Origin of the sequence: Allobosea sp. Root670 (genome assembly GCF_001429415.1) — a bacterium.
In the GTDB taxonomy this organism is placed as follows: Bacteria; Pseudomonadota; Alphaproteobacteria; order Rhizobiales; family Beijerinckiaceae; genus Allobosea; species Allobosea robiniae.
This window is the reverse complement of the sequence record NZ_LMJU01000001.1, coordinates 228,925-242,060: the sequence shown is the minus strand read 5'-3', so window position 1 is coordinate 242,060 and position 13,136 is coordinate 228,925. Positions and strand designations below refer to the sequence as shown.

The 13,136-nt window shown below is 66.0% G+C and carries 16 protein-coding genes; 11 read left to right on the top strand and 5 right to left on the bottom strand.

The genetic code is table 11. From position 1 onward, the window contains the following. Positions 1-171 precede the first annotated feature (171 nt). From gatB to ASE61_RS01080, 4 genes are all read left to right on the top strand, one after another. Complete coding sequence (gene gatB / locus ASE61_RS01095; protein ID WP_061963822.1) at positions 172-1,653, top strand: Asp-tRNA(Asn)/Glu-tRNA(Gln) amidotransferase subunit GatB; 1,482 nt, start codon at positions 172-174, stop codon at positions 1,651-1,653. A 4-nt stretch (positions 1,654-1,657) separates the two neighbouring features. Next, positions 1,658-2,164 carry a GNAT family N-acetyltransferase gene (locus ASE61_RS01090; protein WP_061963820.1) on the top strand — a complete coding sequence of 169 codons (507 nt, stop codon included), beginning with the start codon at positions 1,658-1,660 and terminating at the stop codon, positions 2,162-2,164. 29 nt (positions 2,165-2,193) lie between these two features. After that, positions 2,194-2,682 (top strand): GNAT family N-acetyltransferase, encoded by a 489-nt coding sequence (locus ASE61_RS01085; protein ID WP_061963818.1) that lies wholly within the window; start codon positions 2,194-2,196, stop codon positions 2,680-2,682. A 119-nt stretch (positions 2,683-2,801) separates the two neighbouring features. Next, positions 2,802-3,509 carry a glutathione S-transferase N-terminal domain-containing protein gene (locus tag ASE61_RS01080; RefSeq protein ID WP_061963816.1) on the top strand — a complete coding sequence of 236 codons (708 nt, stop codon included), beginning with the start codon at positions 2,802-2,804 and terminating at the stop codon, positions 3,507-3,509. 131 nt (positions 3,510-3,640) lie between these two features. Here the strand turns inward: ASE61_RS01080 and ASE61_RS01075 are convergent, their stop codons facing one another. After that, complete coding sequence (locus ASE61_RS01075; RefSeq protein WP_061963814.1) at positions 3,641-4,027, bottom strand: DUF2147 domain-containing protein; 387 nt, start codon at positions 4,025-4,027, stop codon at positions 3,641-3,643. 370 nt (positions 4,028-4,397) lie between these two features. On the opposite strand from ASE61_RS01075, the gene ASE61_RS01070 reads away from it, so the two are divergent. Further along, on the top strand, positions 4,398-4,652 hold the full coding sequence (locus ASE61_RS01070) for a hypothetical protein (protein WP_244492685.1): 255 nt from the start codon (positions 4,398-4,400) through the stop codon (positions 4,650-4,652). Between the two features lie 41 nt (positions 4,653-4,693). Here the strand turns inward: ASE61_RS01070 and ASE61_RS27355 are convergent, their stop codons facing one another. Further along, entirely contained in the window at positions 4,694-4,828 is a 135-nt protein-coding gene (locus ASE61_RS27355; protein WP_274532841.1) for a hypothetical protein, read from the bottom strand. A 164-nt stretch (positions 4,829-4,992) separates the two neighbouring features. On the opposite strand from ASE61_RS27355, the gene ndk reads away from it, so the two are divergent. Next, the gene (gene ndk / locus ASE61_RS01065; protein WP_061963812.1) at positions 4,993-5,415 is read left to right on the top strand and encodes a nucleoside-diphosphate kinase; all 423 of its coding nucleotides are present in this window, start codon (positions 4,993-4,995) and stop codon (positions 5,413-5,415) included. A gap of 111 nt (positions 5,416-5,526) precedes the next feature. Here the strand turns inward: ndk and ASE61_RS01060 are convergent, their stop codons facing one another. Further along, positions 5,527-6,369 (bottom strand): MipA/OmpV family protein, encoded by an 843-nt coding sequence (locus ASE61_RS01060; protein WP_061963810.1) that lies wholly within the window; start codon positions 6,367-6,369, stop codon positions 5,527-5,529. 1,078 nt (positions 6,370-7,447) lie between these two features. Here ASE61_RS01060 and ASE61_RS01050 point away from each other — a divergent pair. Next, complete coding sequence (locus ASE61_RS01050; protein ID WP_142115313.1) at positions 7,448-7,810, top strand: hypothetical protein; 363 nt, start codon at positions 7,448-7,450, stop codon at positions 7,808-7,810. A 187-nt stretch (positions 7,811-7,997) separates the two neighbouring features. After that, positions 7,998-8,798 (top strand): helix-turn-helix transcriptional regulator, encoded by an 801-nt coding sequence (locus ASE61_RS01045; protein WP_082617002.1) that lies wholly within the window; start codon positions 7,998-8,000, stop codon positions 8,796-8,798. Here ASE61_RS01045 and purN read toward each other — a convergent pair. Both purN and purM read right to left on the bottom strand, forming a co-directional pair. Continuing rightward, positions 8,726-9,289, bottom strand: coding sequence for a phosphoribosylglycinamide formyltransferase (gene purN, locus ASE61_RS01040; protein WP_413813522.1), 564 nt, complete (start codon positions 9,287-9,289; stop codon positions 8,726-8,728). The two genes, ASE61_RS01045 and purN, sit on opposite strands and share 73 nt — an antisense overlap. 56 nt (positions 9,290-9,345) lie before the next feature. Further along, entirely contained in the window at positions 9,346-10,419 is a 1,074-nt protein-coding gene (gene purM / locus ASE61_RS01035; RefSeq protein ID WP_061963802.1) for a phosphoribosylformylglycinamidine cyclo-ligase, read from the bottom strand. Positions 10,420-10,594: 175 nt separating this feature from the next. Between purM and ASE61_RS01030 the strand changes: the two genes are divergently transcribed. The 3 genes from ASE61_RS01030 (at position 10,595) to ASE61_RS01020 (ending at position 13,033) form a co-directional block, all read left to right on the top strand. Further along, the gene (locus tag ASE61_RS01030; protein WP_061963800.1) at positions 10,595-11,125 is read left to right on the top strand and encodes a CDP-alcohol phosphatidyltransferase family protein; all 531 of its coding nucleotides are present in this window, start codon (positions 10,595-10,597) and stop codon (positions 11,123-11,125) included. 93 nt (positions 11,126-11,218) lie between these two features. Continuing rightward, complete coding sequence (locus ASE61_RS01025; protein WP_061963798.1) at positions 11,219-12,328, top strand: AI-2E family transporter; 1,110 nt, start codon at positions 11,219-11,221, stop codon at positions 12,326-12,328. A 6-nt stretch (positions 12,329-12,334) separates the two neighbouring features. Then, positions 12,335-13,033, top strand: coding sequence for a hypothetical protein (locus tag ASE61_RS01020; protein ID WP_061963796.1), 699 nt, complete (start codon positions 12,335-12,337; stop codon positions 13,031-13,033). Positions 13,034-13,136: the final 103 nt, after the last annotated feature.

Genomic DNA, 13,136 nt, shown 5'->3' with positions numbered 1-13,136 from the left:
ATGCTTGCCGCCCGCCCGCCGACATCGTAACGCGTAGGCGCTGGAGCACGCGCCGATCAGATTGCGTTGCAATATGATCGGGTCACGCGTCCTCTAATATAACTTGGAGGCGGATTCACCGATCAGGTTTCGACGTGATCGGATCCGACTCTATCAGCCGGAAGAGTCCAGATGAACGCGCATGCCCGCCCCGCCGACCCGAAGAAGCTGATCAAGGGCGCGACCGGCGACTGGGAGATCGTCGTCGGCATGGAAATCCATGCCCAGGTCACCTCCAATGCCAAGCTGTTCTCCGGCGCCTCGACCGGTTTCGGTGCCGAGCCGAACGAGCATGTCAGCCTCGTCGATGCCGCCATGCCGGGCATGCTGCCGGTGATCAATGCGGAATGCGTCAGGCAGGCGGTGCGTACGGGCTTGGGCCTCAACGCGCAGATCAACAACCGTTCGGTCTTCGACCGCAAGAACTACTTCTACCCGGACCTGCCGCAGGGCTACCAGATCAGCCAGTACAAGAGCCCGATCGTGGGCGAGGGCGAGATCGTCGTCGATCTCTCGCCGACCGAGCAGATCACCGTCGGCATCGAGCGGCTGCATCTGGAGCAGGATGCCGGCAAGTCGATCCACGACCAGCACCCGACGATGAGCTTCGTCGACCTCAACCGTTCCGGCGTCGCGCTGATGGAGATCGTCTCCAGGCCCGACCTGCGCTCGGCCGAGGAGGCCAAGGCCTATGTCACCAAGCTGCGCACCATCCTGCGCTATCTCGGCACCTGCGACGGCGACATGGAGAAGGGTAACCTGCGCGCCGACGTCAACGTTTCCGTCCGCAAGCCCGGCGCGGAGCTGGGAACCCGCTGCGAGATCAAGAACGTCAACTCGATCCGCTTCATCGGCCAGGCGGTCGAGACCGAGGCGCGCCGCCAGATCGGCATCATCGAGGATGGCGGCACGATCGATCAGGAAACCCGCCTCTACGATCCCGGCAAGGGCGAGACGCGTTCGATGCGCTCCAAGGAAGAAGCGCACGATTACCGCTACTTCCCCGACCCGGACCTGCTGCCGCTCGAATTCGACGATGCCTTCGTCGAGAGCCTGAAGGGCGCGCTGCCGGAACTGCCGGACGCCAAGAAGGCGCGCTTCATCGCGACTTACGGGCTCTCGCCCTATGACGCCTCGGTGCTGGTCGCCGAGCGCGAGCAGGCCGATTATTTCGAGGAGGTCGCCAAGGGTCGCGACGGCAAGGCCGCCGCCAACTGGGTCATCAACGAATTGTTCGGCCGCCTCAACAAGGAAGGCAAGGACGTCACGACCTCGCCCGTCTCGGCCGCGCAGCTCGGCGGGCTCGTCGACCTGATCGGTGAGGGCGTCATCTCCGGCCGCATCGCCAAGGACCTGTTCGAGATCCTCTGGACCGAGGGCGGTGATCCCCGCGAGATCGTTGAGGCCCGCGGCATGAAGCAGGTCACCGATACCGGCGCCATCGAAAAGGCCGTGGACGAACTGATCGCCGCCAATCCCGACAAGGTCGAGCAGGTCAAGGCCAAGCCGACCATGCTGGGCTGGTTCGTCGGCCAGGCCATGAAGGCCTCGGGTGGCAAGGCCAATCCGCAGGCCCTGAACGAGATCCTGAAGCAGAAACTCGGCATCGAGTGATCATGTGACGCCAGCCGATCTCGTCATCCGCGACGCCGAAGCCGCCGATCTCCCGGCGGTCAGGGCGCTTTTGGTCGAGACCTGGCACGCCACCTATGACGGCATCTATGGCTGGCAGCGCGTCGCCGAGATCACCAATGCCTGGCACTCCCTCGAGAACCTGAAAGCGCAGCTCGGGCGCGACGAGGGCGTCTTCCTCGTCGCGCTGGTCGGCGAGGAGATCGTCGCGACGGCCTCGGCCCGGCAGGAGCGTGACGGCGCGGCCCTGCTGACGCGGCTCTATGTCCTGCCGACCCGGCAGGGCGTCGGCATCGGACGCACCTTGCTGCAGGTCGCGCTGGCCTGCTTTCCGGAGGCGCCGGTGGCGCGGCTCGAGGTCGAGAGCCAGAACGAGCCGGCCATCACCTTCTACGAGCGCATGGGCTTCTTCCTGCAAAGGCAGGCGCGCTTCGACGGGCGTGACGATACGCCCAATACGCTCCTGATGGCGAAGCGCCTCTTCGTCGCCTGACGCAGGCGCCCAACAAACGAGACAGGCCTATGACGAAAATCGACGCTTCCGAAATCCGCATGCGCGAGGCGGTCAGGGCCGACGTATCGCGCGTCGCAGAGCTGATCATGCATGGCGCTTCCGTGCAGAAGCGCACGCCGGGAGAGATCGTGGCCGAGGCGCAGGACCCGGTCTATCTCAAGGCCTTCGATGTGATCGCGGCCAACCCCTACAACACGCTCTTCGTCGCCGAGCATGAAGGCAAGGTCATCGGCACCTACCAGATCACGATCCTGCCGGGCCTGGCCGAGCGCGGGCGCATCCGCGCCAAGATCGAGAGCGTCCATGTCGCGCCGGAATGCCGTGGCCGCGGCATCGGCGCGATCATGATGCGCCATGCGCTCTCCTTCGCGGCGCAGAAGGGCGTCGGCCTCGTCGAACTGACCTCGCACAAGGCCCGGCCCGACGCGCATCGCTTCTACGCTGGCCTCGGCTTCGAGCAGAGCCACGAAGGCTTCAAGATGGCGCTCTCGCCCTGAGCGAGCCCGCCGTCAGGGCATGGCGCGGTCGCGCCGAAAGCGCACCGCAGCCCCTTACGGGGCCTTCGCAAGCTTCCTAGGTTCGATGGCGAGGCCTCCCGCCTGAAAGGAAGCGACCGATGTCCGCAGCCCCCGCCAAGCCGATCGACCTGTATTACTGGCCGACGCCGAACGGCACCAAGATCACGATCATGCTCGAGGAGACCGGGCTGCCCTACGCCATCGTTCCGGTGAACATCGGCAAGGGCGACCAGTTCAAGCCGGACTTCCTCGCGATATCCCCGAACAACCGCATGCCGGCGATCGTCGATCCCGACGGGCCGGGCGGCAAGCCGATCTCGGTCTTCGAATCCGGCGCGATCCTGCAATATCTCGGCCGCAAGACCGGAAAATTCTATCCGAAGGACGAACGCGGCCGCGTCGAAGTCGACGAATGGCTGTTCTGGCAGATGGGCGGTTTCGGCCCGATGCTCGGCCAGACCCATCATTTCCGTCTCTATGCGCCCGAGCCCGTGCCCTACGCCATCGATCGCTACACCAACGAGACCAACCGCCTCTATGGCGTGCTGAACAAGCGTCTCGAAGGCCGCGACTATATCTGCGGCGATTATTCCATCGCCGACATGGCCTGCATCGGCTGGGCCCGTGGCTGGGAAAAGCAGGGCCAGGACCTGAAGCAGTTCCCGAATGTCGCGCGCTGGCTGGAGACGATGCAGGCGCGCCCGGCCGTGCAGCGCGGGCTGAAGGTCGGCGAAGAGCTGCGCAATCCGGCGGGCATCAGCACGCCGGAGGAAAAGGCGATCCTGTTCGGCCAGAAGGCGCGCTGAACACGGGCCGTCATGCCCGGGCCTGACCCGGGCATCTCAGGACGAGAGGTCGCCTCTTCCGGCATGAGATACTCGGGTCTGCGCTTCGCTACGCCCGAGGATGACGTTTTCCCGCCGTTGGCGGCAAAACGTCAGTTCATCCGGTTCCACTTCACCGAGCGGCAGATCAGCCCGCCCATGACGCAGCCTGCGGTGGTCAGCGTGCTGCCCGAGAGCGTCATCGTCCCCGAATAGGTCTTGCCGTCCTCGGGATTGAAGGCGCTGCCGCTCCACTTGTTCGCGCCGTTCGGCTTCATGTCGTAGAAGATGCGCTGACCGACCTTGGCCGGCCCGTTCGTCTCCTTGAGCCAGGAGAGCGAGCCGCAGAGCGCCTCGCCGCACTTCGTGAAGCGCACGCGCGAGGCGCCTGTATCGCGCTCCCAGGTGCCGACCACGTCCTGCGCCGCAGCAGTCGTGACGCCCGCCAGCAGGCCGAGCGTCGCGAAGGCGGCAAGCTTCGATCCGGTTCCGTGATGCATCCGATCCTCCCGTGTCCGACCAGCTATGCCTGCATGGTTCAGATATGAACTATATCCGGGATCGGGCCCGTCTCCAAGCTGCCGCAGCGGAAGAGGTTTCTGCCGCTTCCGCCGCGCAAGGTGAATCCATTCTCAATGCGCCGCAGGGTGACGCAAGATCAGGGTATTGAGATTATTGCGAATTTCGCGATTCCGGGGTGAATCCTTCGTTGATTTAACCGCCCGCTTACGTCTCGTTGAGACTCGATTCATCGCGAAATTTAGGAGGCATTTTAAAGATCGGACCCACTCTCGCAGACATCAGCCGGGGGCCTTTGGACGGGTGGCCGGCACAACGACAAGAGGGTGATTTGTCATGGCACGCATGGAGATGAGCGCTGTTCCTGCTTCGCTGGTGATCCCGGCGGAGGTATCGGCGGAAGCCTATTACGAACTCGGACTGATGCACGCTTCGGGGCGGGCGGGAGCTGTCGACCTGGTCAAGGCGCAGATGTGGTTCAACGTCGCCTTTGCCCGCGGCTGCGCCCGGGCAGCGGCGCACCGTCAGGAACTGGCGCTCGAGATGAATCGCGACGAGATCGCCTCGGCCCTGCGCGAAGCCCGCGCTTTCCTGACGCGGCACTGAGGCCACGTTCGGTATCGGAGGATGCCGCCCTGCTGCGCCGTTCAGAACGCCGCGATGCCGCCGGAAGGCGGGGGCTGGTTGCCCCTGCGGTCGCGGGTGATGGAGTCCGGTGTCACGAGCAGGATTTGACAAAGCATTGCCAGGCAGCTGGCGAAGGCGAGAGCAATGAGCACCATGGATCGGCTCCTTGTCGTCAACGCCCGATCCTAACATGGAATTGATCCGCCGGCTCATGGATTCCGGGCATGACGGCCCGGCGCACAAGCCTTGTGGGGTGCGAAGGTGGTCGCTATAAGCGCGCCACATTTCCCTTCTCCGTACCCCTTCCAAGGATCGATCGATGGCTGTCCAGCGTACCTTCTCCATTCTCAAGCCCGATGCGACGAAGCGCAATCTCACCGGCGCGGTCAACGCGGTCATCGAGAAGGCCGGCCTGCGCATCGTCGCGCAGAAGCGCATCCAGATGACCAAGGCCCAGGCCGAGACCTTCTATGCGGTCCACTCGGCCCGTCCGTTCTTCGGCGAGCTCGTCGAGTTCATGACCTCCGGCCCGGTGGTCGTGCAGGTTCTGGAAGGCGAGGACGGTATCGCCAAGTATCGCGAAGTGATGGGCGCCACCAACCCGGCCAACGCTGCCGAGGGCACCGTCCGCAAGCTCTTCGCCCTCTCGGTCGGCGAGAACACCGTGCACGGCTCGGACGCTCCGGAGACGGCTGCGATCGAGATCGCCCAGTTCTTCGCTGGCAACGAGATCGTCGGCTGATCCCAGCCGCAGCTTGAAAAGCAGAAAGGCGGGCCGGTATCCGGCCCGCCTTTTCTTTTGCGGTTTGGGGACGCCATGGCAGGGGAAGCCCCGCCATGGCGCGGCGGCTCGTCAGAGCCCGAAGGAGTAGCTCGTTCCCGTGTCGAACGAATAGCTCGCCGACAGGCCGAAGGTGAGCGAATCGCGTGAGCCGAACGGCCTGACGATCGGCGAGCGCGTGGCGTCGCCGACAAGGCGCTTGTATTCGACATAGCCCGTGGTCTTGAGCTGGTCGGACCAGTGATAGGTCACTTGCGCCAGGGCGCCGACCGTGTGGACGCCGGCGTTGTAGCGCTGCAGCAGGCCGCCCGTGCCCGGCTGGGCGCCGCGAGTGCCGAAATAGGTCCGGACGTAGTCGGCCGAGGTGATCCGCATGCGCGGGCCGATGCCGAGCGTCCATTGTCCGACGGTCGAGAAGGCGTCGAGCTTGAAATCGGCGACGACGCCGTCATGCGCGACGACGCCGCGGCGCAGGTCGACACGGCCGCGCAGCCAGGAGGTCGGGTAGAACTCGGCGAAGCCGCCGAGCTCGGCGCCGAACTTGGTCGCAGGCACTGCCACGAGGGCCGGATTGACCTTGGCCGAGCGCTTCCAGAGCAGGTCGCCCGAGAAGCCGATGCGCCAGCCCTGTCCGGAGAATACACCGATGCTGAGCATCGCGTCGTCCTCGGCGCTCCACCAGGTGCTCTTCAGGCCCTTGCCCAGCGAGATGATCGGGCGGGCCCGGAAAACGTAATCGTCCGAGCCGGTGTAGTCGGGCTGGTAGCGTACGCCGGCGCCGACCGTGATGTACCAGTTCTGCGCCGACTGGGGGGAAGTCAGGGTCGAGTAGTCGCTCGACTGGGCCTGGGCATAGCCAGGCAGCGACAGGGCGAGGCAGGTCGAAAGACCTGCCAGATACGCAACGCAACGCATGATCCAGAACTCCGACGCGACGGCGTCTCCGATAGGGTATGCCCGCAATCTGGCGGAGGAGGTTTAATGCACGGTTAAGGTTCCCATTTCGTTATCTTCAACATTTTCAAGTGGTTGATCTTAGGGTCCTTTCACGCGTCGTCAGCTTCTGCACGGTTTCGCTCTGTCCCGGCGGCGAGGCGGGACCAAGCTGCCGGCTGGCCGACAGGCCATGTCGAGCCGTTCGAAAGCGCCAAACAGCACTCCGCCTCCGGCTGCCAAGCCTCCGCGTGCATACTGGCCCTGCCGAAACGAGGGTGGCGCATCGCTCGACGGCTTCTTATCTCTGTTGCGATGCACAATTTATGCTGCGTCGCAGCTAGACGGTGAGGCTGACATGGCAAAAAGGAACTCCGGCTCGGTCCGCCGGCGCAAATCCTCCGAACAGCGGAGGCAGTGGCGCGCGGTCGTCGAAGCGTGGAAGCAGGGCGGCCTCGAGTGGCAAGGCGCTTGGGGGCCGCCGCCCAGCCAGATCGGCTGCTTGTGCCCGCGCTCCATTCTGGTCGAGCTCGGACTGGCGGTGCCTGTGGCCGCCTAGAGGCGACGGGCAGGGCTCGCGGTGCGGGTCGGGGCAGGCCCGGATACCGCCCGTTAATCGATGACGGGGAGAATGATCGCAAGGCCGGGAATGGCGGCCGAAAGGCGCTCCAGGAGCAGCGGCGATCATGGAACTGGCGATCCTCTGGCTGCTCTGTGCGGCCGTGTTCCTCGAGCTGGCGGACAGTGCGCCCGAGGCCGACTGAAGCTTCGACTCGAAAAGGGCATGCGGTTCTCGGGAAAGGCGATGCAGGACCGGAAACGGCCGCATTGACCGTGTCGGCATCGGTCAGGCTGTCCTCTCAAATGGCCGGAACCTGCGGGCTCTGGGCGGATTGTGCCGCCGGTGCTGCGAACGCCTGCTCTGGCGCGCGCCACCCATGAATCGGTAGTCCGGCGATGATCCGCCTCTTGACCTCGGGCTCGCACTATGGCCATGCCGGGGCAGGGGCTCGGCATCGTGGTCTTCGATGGGCTCCGTTCTCGAAGGGCAGGCGGAATCATGAAGATGCGGCGGATGGGTGCGGTCGTTCTGGCCGGTGGACTGTCGATTCTGGCGAGCGTTTCGGCCTATGCCGCAAGCAGCTCGACGACCTTGCCGCCGCCCGACCCGACGGCGAAGAACCTGACCCCCTACATGATCCAGCTGCGCGCCTTCGACGCCTGCCTGATCACGCAGTCGCAATTGATGGGCACCACGCGCGAAGCCGTCCACACCCCCTGCAGCTGCTACGCCAAGGGCACGGTCAACGCGATGACCAAGGACGAGATCCAGGCCTTCCGCGACACCGGCTATTTCAACGACACGGCCCGCCAGAAGGGCCTGCAGTTCATCGACCAGTGCAAGCTGAAGCGCCCGTTCTGAACTGACGGCTGCGCCGGCTCGCCGGCGGCATCCTTCTCGCTACGGCCGCCTTGCTGCTGACACGCTCCTGACAGAACCTGTCAGCGCGGTCGAGCCATTCTGCCGCAGGTCCACATCGTTGCCCGTTCGATCGTCTCGGTCGAACGGCATGGGTGCTGGATCGGGAGACGAGTGGGGAGACGCCGCCGTGCAGCGCGCTGAACGATTGCTCGACATGATCCAGAGCCTGCGTCGCCGCAGGCGCCCGGTGACGGCCGAGACGCTGGCTTCCGAGCTCGACGTCTCCGTGCGTACGGTCTACCGCGACATTGGCGCCTTGGTGCGCCAGGGCGTGCCCGTGCGCGGCGAGGCCGGCATCGGCTACGTGCTCGACGCAGGCTTCGACCTGCCGCCTCTGATGCTCTCGCCCGACGAGATCGAGGCCGTGCTGGTCGGCATGCGCTGGCTCAGCGAACGGGCCGACCCGGTGCTCGCGCGGGCTGCCGAGGATGTCGTCAGCAAGGTCGCGGCGGTGCTGCCGCCGCATCTGCGGCCGATCCTGCTCGATGGTGCGCTGTTCGCGGCCTCCCATCCCGGCGACGTCCCGGCCGATCAGGTCGATGTCGCAGCCGTGCGTGCCGCCATCCGCAACGGCCGCAAGCTCTCGATCCACTACAGCGACGAGAGCGGCCAGGCGACGCAGCGGATGATCTGGCCGATCGGCATGACGTTCTACGAGCGCGTGCGCGTCGTCATCGCCTGGTGCGAGCTCCGGCAGGCCTTCCGCCATTTCCGCACCGACCGCATGACCGGCCTCGCCGCGCTGGAGGAGCGCTATCCCGCGCGCCGTGCCGATCTCTTCCGCCGCTGGCAGAAGGAGGAGGAGAGGGCGAAGGAGGAGTGGGAGCGCTGCAAGCGCGAGGGCGATGCTGCGGCTCAGCCGCGGATCACGACGCCGTCTTCAAGCTTGGCCCGGCCGGACGCGACCTCCGCCAGCGCCGCCGGATAGAGCTTGTGCTCCTCGACGAGGACGCGCTGCGACAGCGTCTCCTCGTCGTCATCAGGCAGGACCGGCACCTTCGCCTGCAGGATCACCGGCCCGGCATCGAGTTCCGGCACGACGAAATGCACCGAGCAGCCGTGCTCGGCAACGCCGGCTTCCAGCGCCTGGCGATGCGTATGCGTGCCCTTGAACAGCGGCAGGAGCGACGGGTGGATGTTGATCATCCGGCCTTCCCAGCGCGCCACGAACCAGGGCGTCAGGATCCGCATGAAACCGGCGAGCACGAGCAGGTCAATCTGGTTCACCCGCAGCGCTTCATCCACCGCGCGCTCGAAGGCCTCGCGGTCCTTGCCGAAGGGGCGATGATCGACCGTCGCCGTGGCGATGCCGAAATCGCGTGCCCGGTCGAGCCCGGCGACATCGGGAATGTTCGAGATGACCAGCGCGATTTCCGCCGGATAGCCCGGCGCCTGCGCCGCTTGCGCCAGCGAGACCATGTTCGAGCCGCGCCCGGAGATCAGCACCCCGACGCGCTTGCGGGGAGGGATGGCGCTCACAGCGAGAGCTTGCCGCGATAGCTGACCTGCTCCTCGCCGCTGGCGACAGGCACGATCTCGCCGAGCTTCACCGGCGCTTCGCCTGCGGCCTTCAGCGCGGCGAGAACCTCATCCGCCTTGCCGGCATCAGCCGCGACGATCATGCCGATGCCGCAGTTGAAGGTGCGCAGCATCTCGCGCTCGGCGACGCCGCCGACCTGGGCAAGCCAGCCAAACACGGCCGGGACCGGGATGGCGGTGAGATCGAGCGCGACGCCGAGCCCCTCCGGGAGGACGCGCGGAATATTGTCGGGGAAGCCGCCGCCGGTGATATGCGCCAGCGCCTTGATGCCGTCCGTCGCCTTCAGCGCCTGCAGCAGCGGCTTCACATAGATCCGGGTCGGCTCCAGCAGTGCTTCGGCCAGGCTCTTGCCGGGCGCGAAGGGGGCGGGCGCCTCCCAGCCGAGGCCGCTGACCTCGACGATGCGGCGAACCAGCGAATAGCCGTTGGAATGCACGCCGGAGGAGGGCAGGCCGAAGACCACGTCGCGGGGCTTCAGGTCCTCGCGCGGTAAAAGCGTGCCGCGTTCGGCGGCGCCGACGGCGAAGCCCGCGAGGTCGTAATCCTTCTCGGCATACATGCCGGGCATCTCGGCGGTCTCGCCGCCGATCAATGCGCAGCCGGCCTGGCGGCAGCCATCGGCGATGCCGCGGACGATCTCGACGCCGACCTTCGGGTCGAGCTTGCCGGTGGCGTAATAGTCGAGGAAGAGCAGGGGCTCGGCGCCCTGCACGATCAGGTCGTTCACGCACATCGCGACGAGGTCGATGCCGATCGTTGCGTGCAGCCCGCTTTCGATGGCGATCTTGACCTTGGTGCCGACGCCGTCATTGGCCGCGACCAGGATCGGATCGCTGAAGCCGGCGGCCTTGAGGTCGAACAATCCGCCGAAGCCGCCGATCTCCGCATCGGCGCCCGGCCGGCGCGTCGCGCGCACCAGAGGCTTGATCTCGTCGACCATGGCGTTGCCGGCGTCGATATCGACGCCTGCCTGCGCATAGGTCAGTCCGTTTGCGCCGGGCTTGCTCATTGCGTTTCGCCTTCCTTCTGCTCGCGCGAGCGATAGGCAAGCGCGCCCGCGCTGGCAAGGCATCTGCGCCGGCTTTGTCGATTTCTCACAGGCGAGGCGACGTCATTCCGACTGGACGCAGGGTCTCTGTCCGGAGAGCATTGGTCTTTTCCGCGGTTCGCGCGAAACTATCGCCATGACGATCCCCAACCTGATCACCATCGGTCGCCTGTTCCTGGTGCCGCTGGTCATCGTCATGATCGTCGGCGCGAACTGGGAGACGGCCTTCATCCTCTTCGTCGTCGCCGGCGTCTCGGATGCTGTCGACGGCTTCCTCGCCAAGCGCTGCGGCATGGCGAGCGAGCTGGGCGCCTGGCTCGATCCCGTAGCCGATAAGGCCCTGATCGTCTCGATCTACATCACGCTCGCCATCGTCGGCGCGATTCCGGTCTGGCTCGTCGTGCTCGTCGTCGCACGCGACCTGATGATCGTGGCGGCGGTGATCCTGTCCTGGCTGCTCGACAAGCCCCTGACGATCGCGCCGATCGTCGTCAGCAAGCTCAACACCGCCGCGCAGATCGGCTTCGCCGCGCTGGCGCTCGGTTCGCGCGCCTTTGGGATCGAGCTCGGCGCTGCCGCTCTGGTCTGTGAACTCCTCGTCGCTCTGTTGACGGTCGCCTCGATGACGGCCTATCTCGCCTTCTGGCTGCGCCACATGGCAGGTTGACGGGGCTTTATCCGCCATTGCGGCTTGGAACCCCGGGCCTCGATGCACATTTGTCTTGTCCCGCCGGCCGTGAGACGCGAGAGAGGCTGATCGATGACGTTGCAACGCCAGATCGGCTTCTGGGTCGGCTCCCTTCTCGTATTCATCCTGGTTCTGGTGATGCTGCGGGACGTGATGCTGCCCTTCATCGCGGCACTGGCGCTGGCCTATCTGCTCGACCCGCTCGCCGACAGGCTGGAGCGCATGGGCATGAACCGGCTGGCGGCGACGATCGTCATCCTCGTCGTCTTCCTGCTCATCTTCGTGCTGGGGCTGGTGCTGCTGGCGCCGCTGCTCGGCCAGCAGCTTGCCGGGCTCGTTGCCCGCCTGCCGGGCGACGCCGCCAAGCTGCAGGCGCTGGTGCTGGAGAAGGGGGCGCCCTGGCTGGAGCGCTTCGGCGGCGCCGACTTGACCAAGGAAGCGCAGAATTCGCTCGGCAACCTCGTCGGCGACGGCATGAAATGGGTCGGTGGCCTGCTGCAATCGCTCTGGAGCGGCGGCACCGCCATCGTCGGGGTGTTCTCGCTCCTGGTGCTGACGCCGGTCATCGCCTTCTACTTGCTGGTCGACTGGGACCGCATGGTCGCGACCGTCGATAGCTGGCTGCCGCTCGACCATCGCGACACCATCCGCAGCCTGCTGCACGAGATGGACATGGCGATCGCCGGCTTCCTGCGCGGGCAGGCGCTGGTCTGCGTCCTGCTTGGTGGCTTCTATGCGATCGGCCTCAGCGTCATCGGCGTGAATTTCGGTGCGCTGATCGGCATCATTTCGGGCTTCCTCTCCTTCATCCCCTATGTCGGCTCGCTGACCGGACTCGTGCTCTCGGTCGGCGTCGCGACGGTGCAGTTCTGGCCGGACTGGACCTGGCCGCTGGCGACGCTCGGCGTCTTCCTGGCCGGGCAATTCCTCGAGGGAAATATCTTCCAGCCGAAATTCGTCGGCGATTCCATCGGCGTGCACCCGGTCTGGCTGATGTTCGCGCTGCTTGCCTTCGGCTCGCTGTTCGGCTTCGTGGGCTTGCTGCTTGCCGTGCCGCTCGCGGCTGTCATCGGCGTGCTCTGCCGCTTTGCGCTGAGGCAATATCTCGCCAGCAATCTCTATCACGGCGGCGATGCCACCCGCGCTGCGGCGGCAAAGGCACGCGTCGACGCCGACGCCTGAGCCGCCATGTCCGACATTCCGCAACGCCCGCGCCAGCTCGCCTTCGACCTGCCGGTCGACAGCCGCCATGGCGTCGAGGATTTTCTCGTCGGCTCTTCCAACGAGGCGGCTTACAGCCTGATCGAGAGCTGGCCCGCCTGGCCGGAGGCCTGGCTGCGCCTGACCGGACCGGAAGGGGCCGGCAAGACCCATCTTGCCGCGATCTGGGCCCGCGCCGCCCATGCCTGGACGATTTCGGCAGCGGAGCTGAACGAGGCGGAGGTGCCCCACCTCGTGTCCGGCGGGGCGCTGGTGATCGAGGATTGCGATGCTGGCCACCTCGACGAGCGAGCCCTGTTTCACCTGATGAACGCAATCAAGGCGCGTGGCGGCTCGCTGCTGCTGACGGCGCGAAGCGCGCCCGATCTCTGGGGCGTTAGTGTGCCGGATCTGCTGTCGCGACTCCGGCTGGCGCCTGCCGCGACGATCGAACCGCCGGATGACGGGCTGCTGCGGGCACTGCTGGTCAAGCTGTTCATCGACCGCCAGCTCGTGGTCGATATCGCCGTGATCGACAGCTTGGCCATGCGGATGGAACGTTCCTTCGCCGCCGCGCGGCAGGTCGTCGATCGGCTCGACCGGCTCGCGCTGGAACGCGGACGCCGGGTGACGCGCCCGCTGGTGCAGGAGGCGCTGGCGGAACTGTTCCCGGAGGAGCCGGGTTGAATCCGGCTATCTCTGCGCAGGCCGCATGCTTCAAATCATGTCGCTTGTCATCGAACCGTCGCACTAGAATGGCTTCAACGGCGGCATGAGCGGCAAGACGACC

What these genes read in the sequence shown, in the direction of transcription:
- gatB (WP_061963822.1), top strand. Translation starts at nt 172, where the DNA reads ATGAACGCGCATGCCCGCCCCGCCGACCCGAAGAAGCTGATCAAGGGC.
- ASE61_RS01085 (WP_061963818.1), top strand. Translation starts at nt 2,194, where the DNA reads ATGACGAAAATCGACGCTTCCGAAATCCGCATGCGCGAGGCGGTCAGG.
- ASE61_RS01080 (WP_061963816.1), top strand. Translation starts at nt 2,802, where the DNA reads ATGTCCGCAGCCCCCGCCAAGCCGATCGACCTGTATTACTGGCCGACG.
- ASE61_RS01075 (WP_061963814.1), bottom strand. Translation starts at nt 4,027, where the DNA reads ATGCATCACGGAACCGGATCGAAGCTTGCCGCCTTCGCGACGCTCGGC.
- ASE61_RS01070 (WP_244492685.1), top strand. Translation starts at nt 4,398, where the DNA reads ATGAGCGCTGTTCCTGCTTCGCTGGTGATCCCGGCGGAGGTATCGGCG.
- ASE61_RS27355 (WP_274532841.1), bottom strand. Translation starts at nt 4,828, where the DNA reads ATGGTGCTCATTGCTCTCGCCTTCGCCAGCTGCCTGGCAATGCTTTGT.
- ndk (WP_061963812.1), top strand. Translation starts at nt 4,993, where the DNA reads ATGGCTGTCCAGCGTACCTTCTCCATTCTCAAGCCCGATGCGACGAAG.
- ASE61_RS01060 (WP_061963810.1), bottom strand. Translation starts at nt 6,369, where the DNA reads ATGCGTTGCGTTGCGTATCTGGCAGGTCTTTCGACCTGCCTCGCCCTG.
- ASE61_RS01050 (WP_142115313.1), top strand. Translation starts at nt 7,448, where the DNA reads ATGAAGATGCGGCGGATGGGTGCGGTCGTTCTGGCCGGTGGACTGTCG.
- purN (WP_413813522.1), bottom strand. Translation starts at nt 9,289, where the DNA reads ATGGTCTCGCTGGCGCAAGCGGCGCAGGCGCCGGGCTATCCGGCGGAA.
- purM (WP_061963802.1), bottom strand. Translation starts at nt 10,419, where the DNA reads ATGAGCAAGCCCGGCGCAAACGGACTGACCTATGCGCAGGCAGGCGTC.
- ASE61_RS01030 (WP_061963800.1), top strand. Translation starts at nt 10,595, where the DNA reads ATGACGATCCCCAACCTGATCACCATCGGTCGCCTGTTCCTGGTGCCG.
- ASE61_RS01025 (WP_061963798.1), top strand. Translation starts at nt 11,219, where the DNA reads ATGACGTTGCAACGCCAGATCGGCTTCTGGGTCGGCTCCCTTCTCGTA.
- ASE61_RS01020 (WP_061963796.1), top strand. Translation starts at nt 12,335, where the DNA reads ATGTCCGACATTCCGCAACGCCCGCGCCAGCTCGCCTTCGACCTGCCG.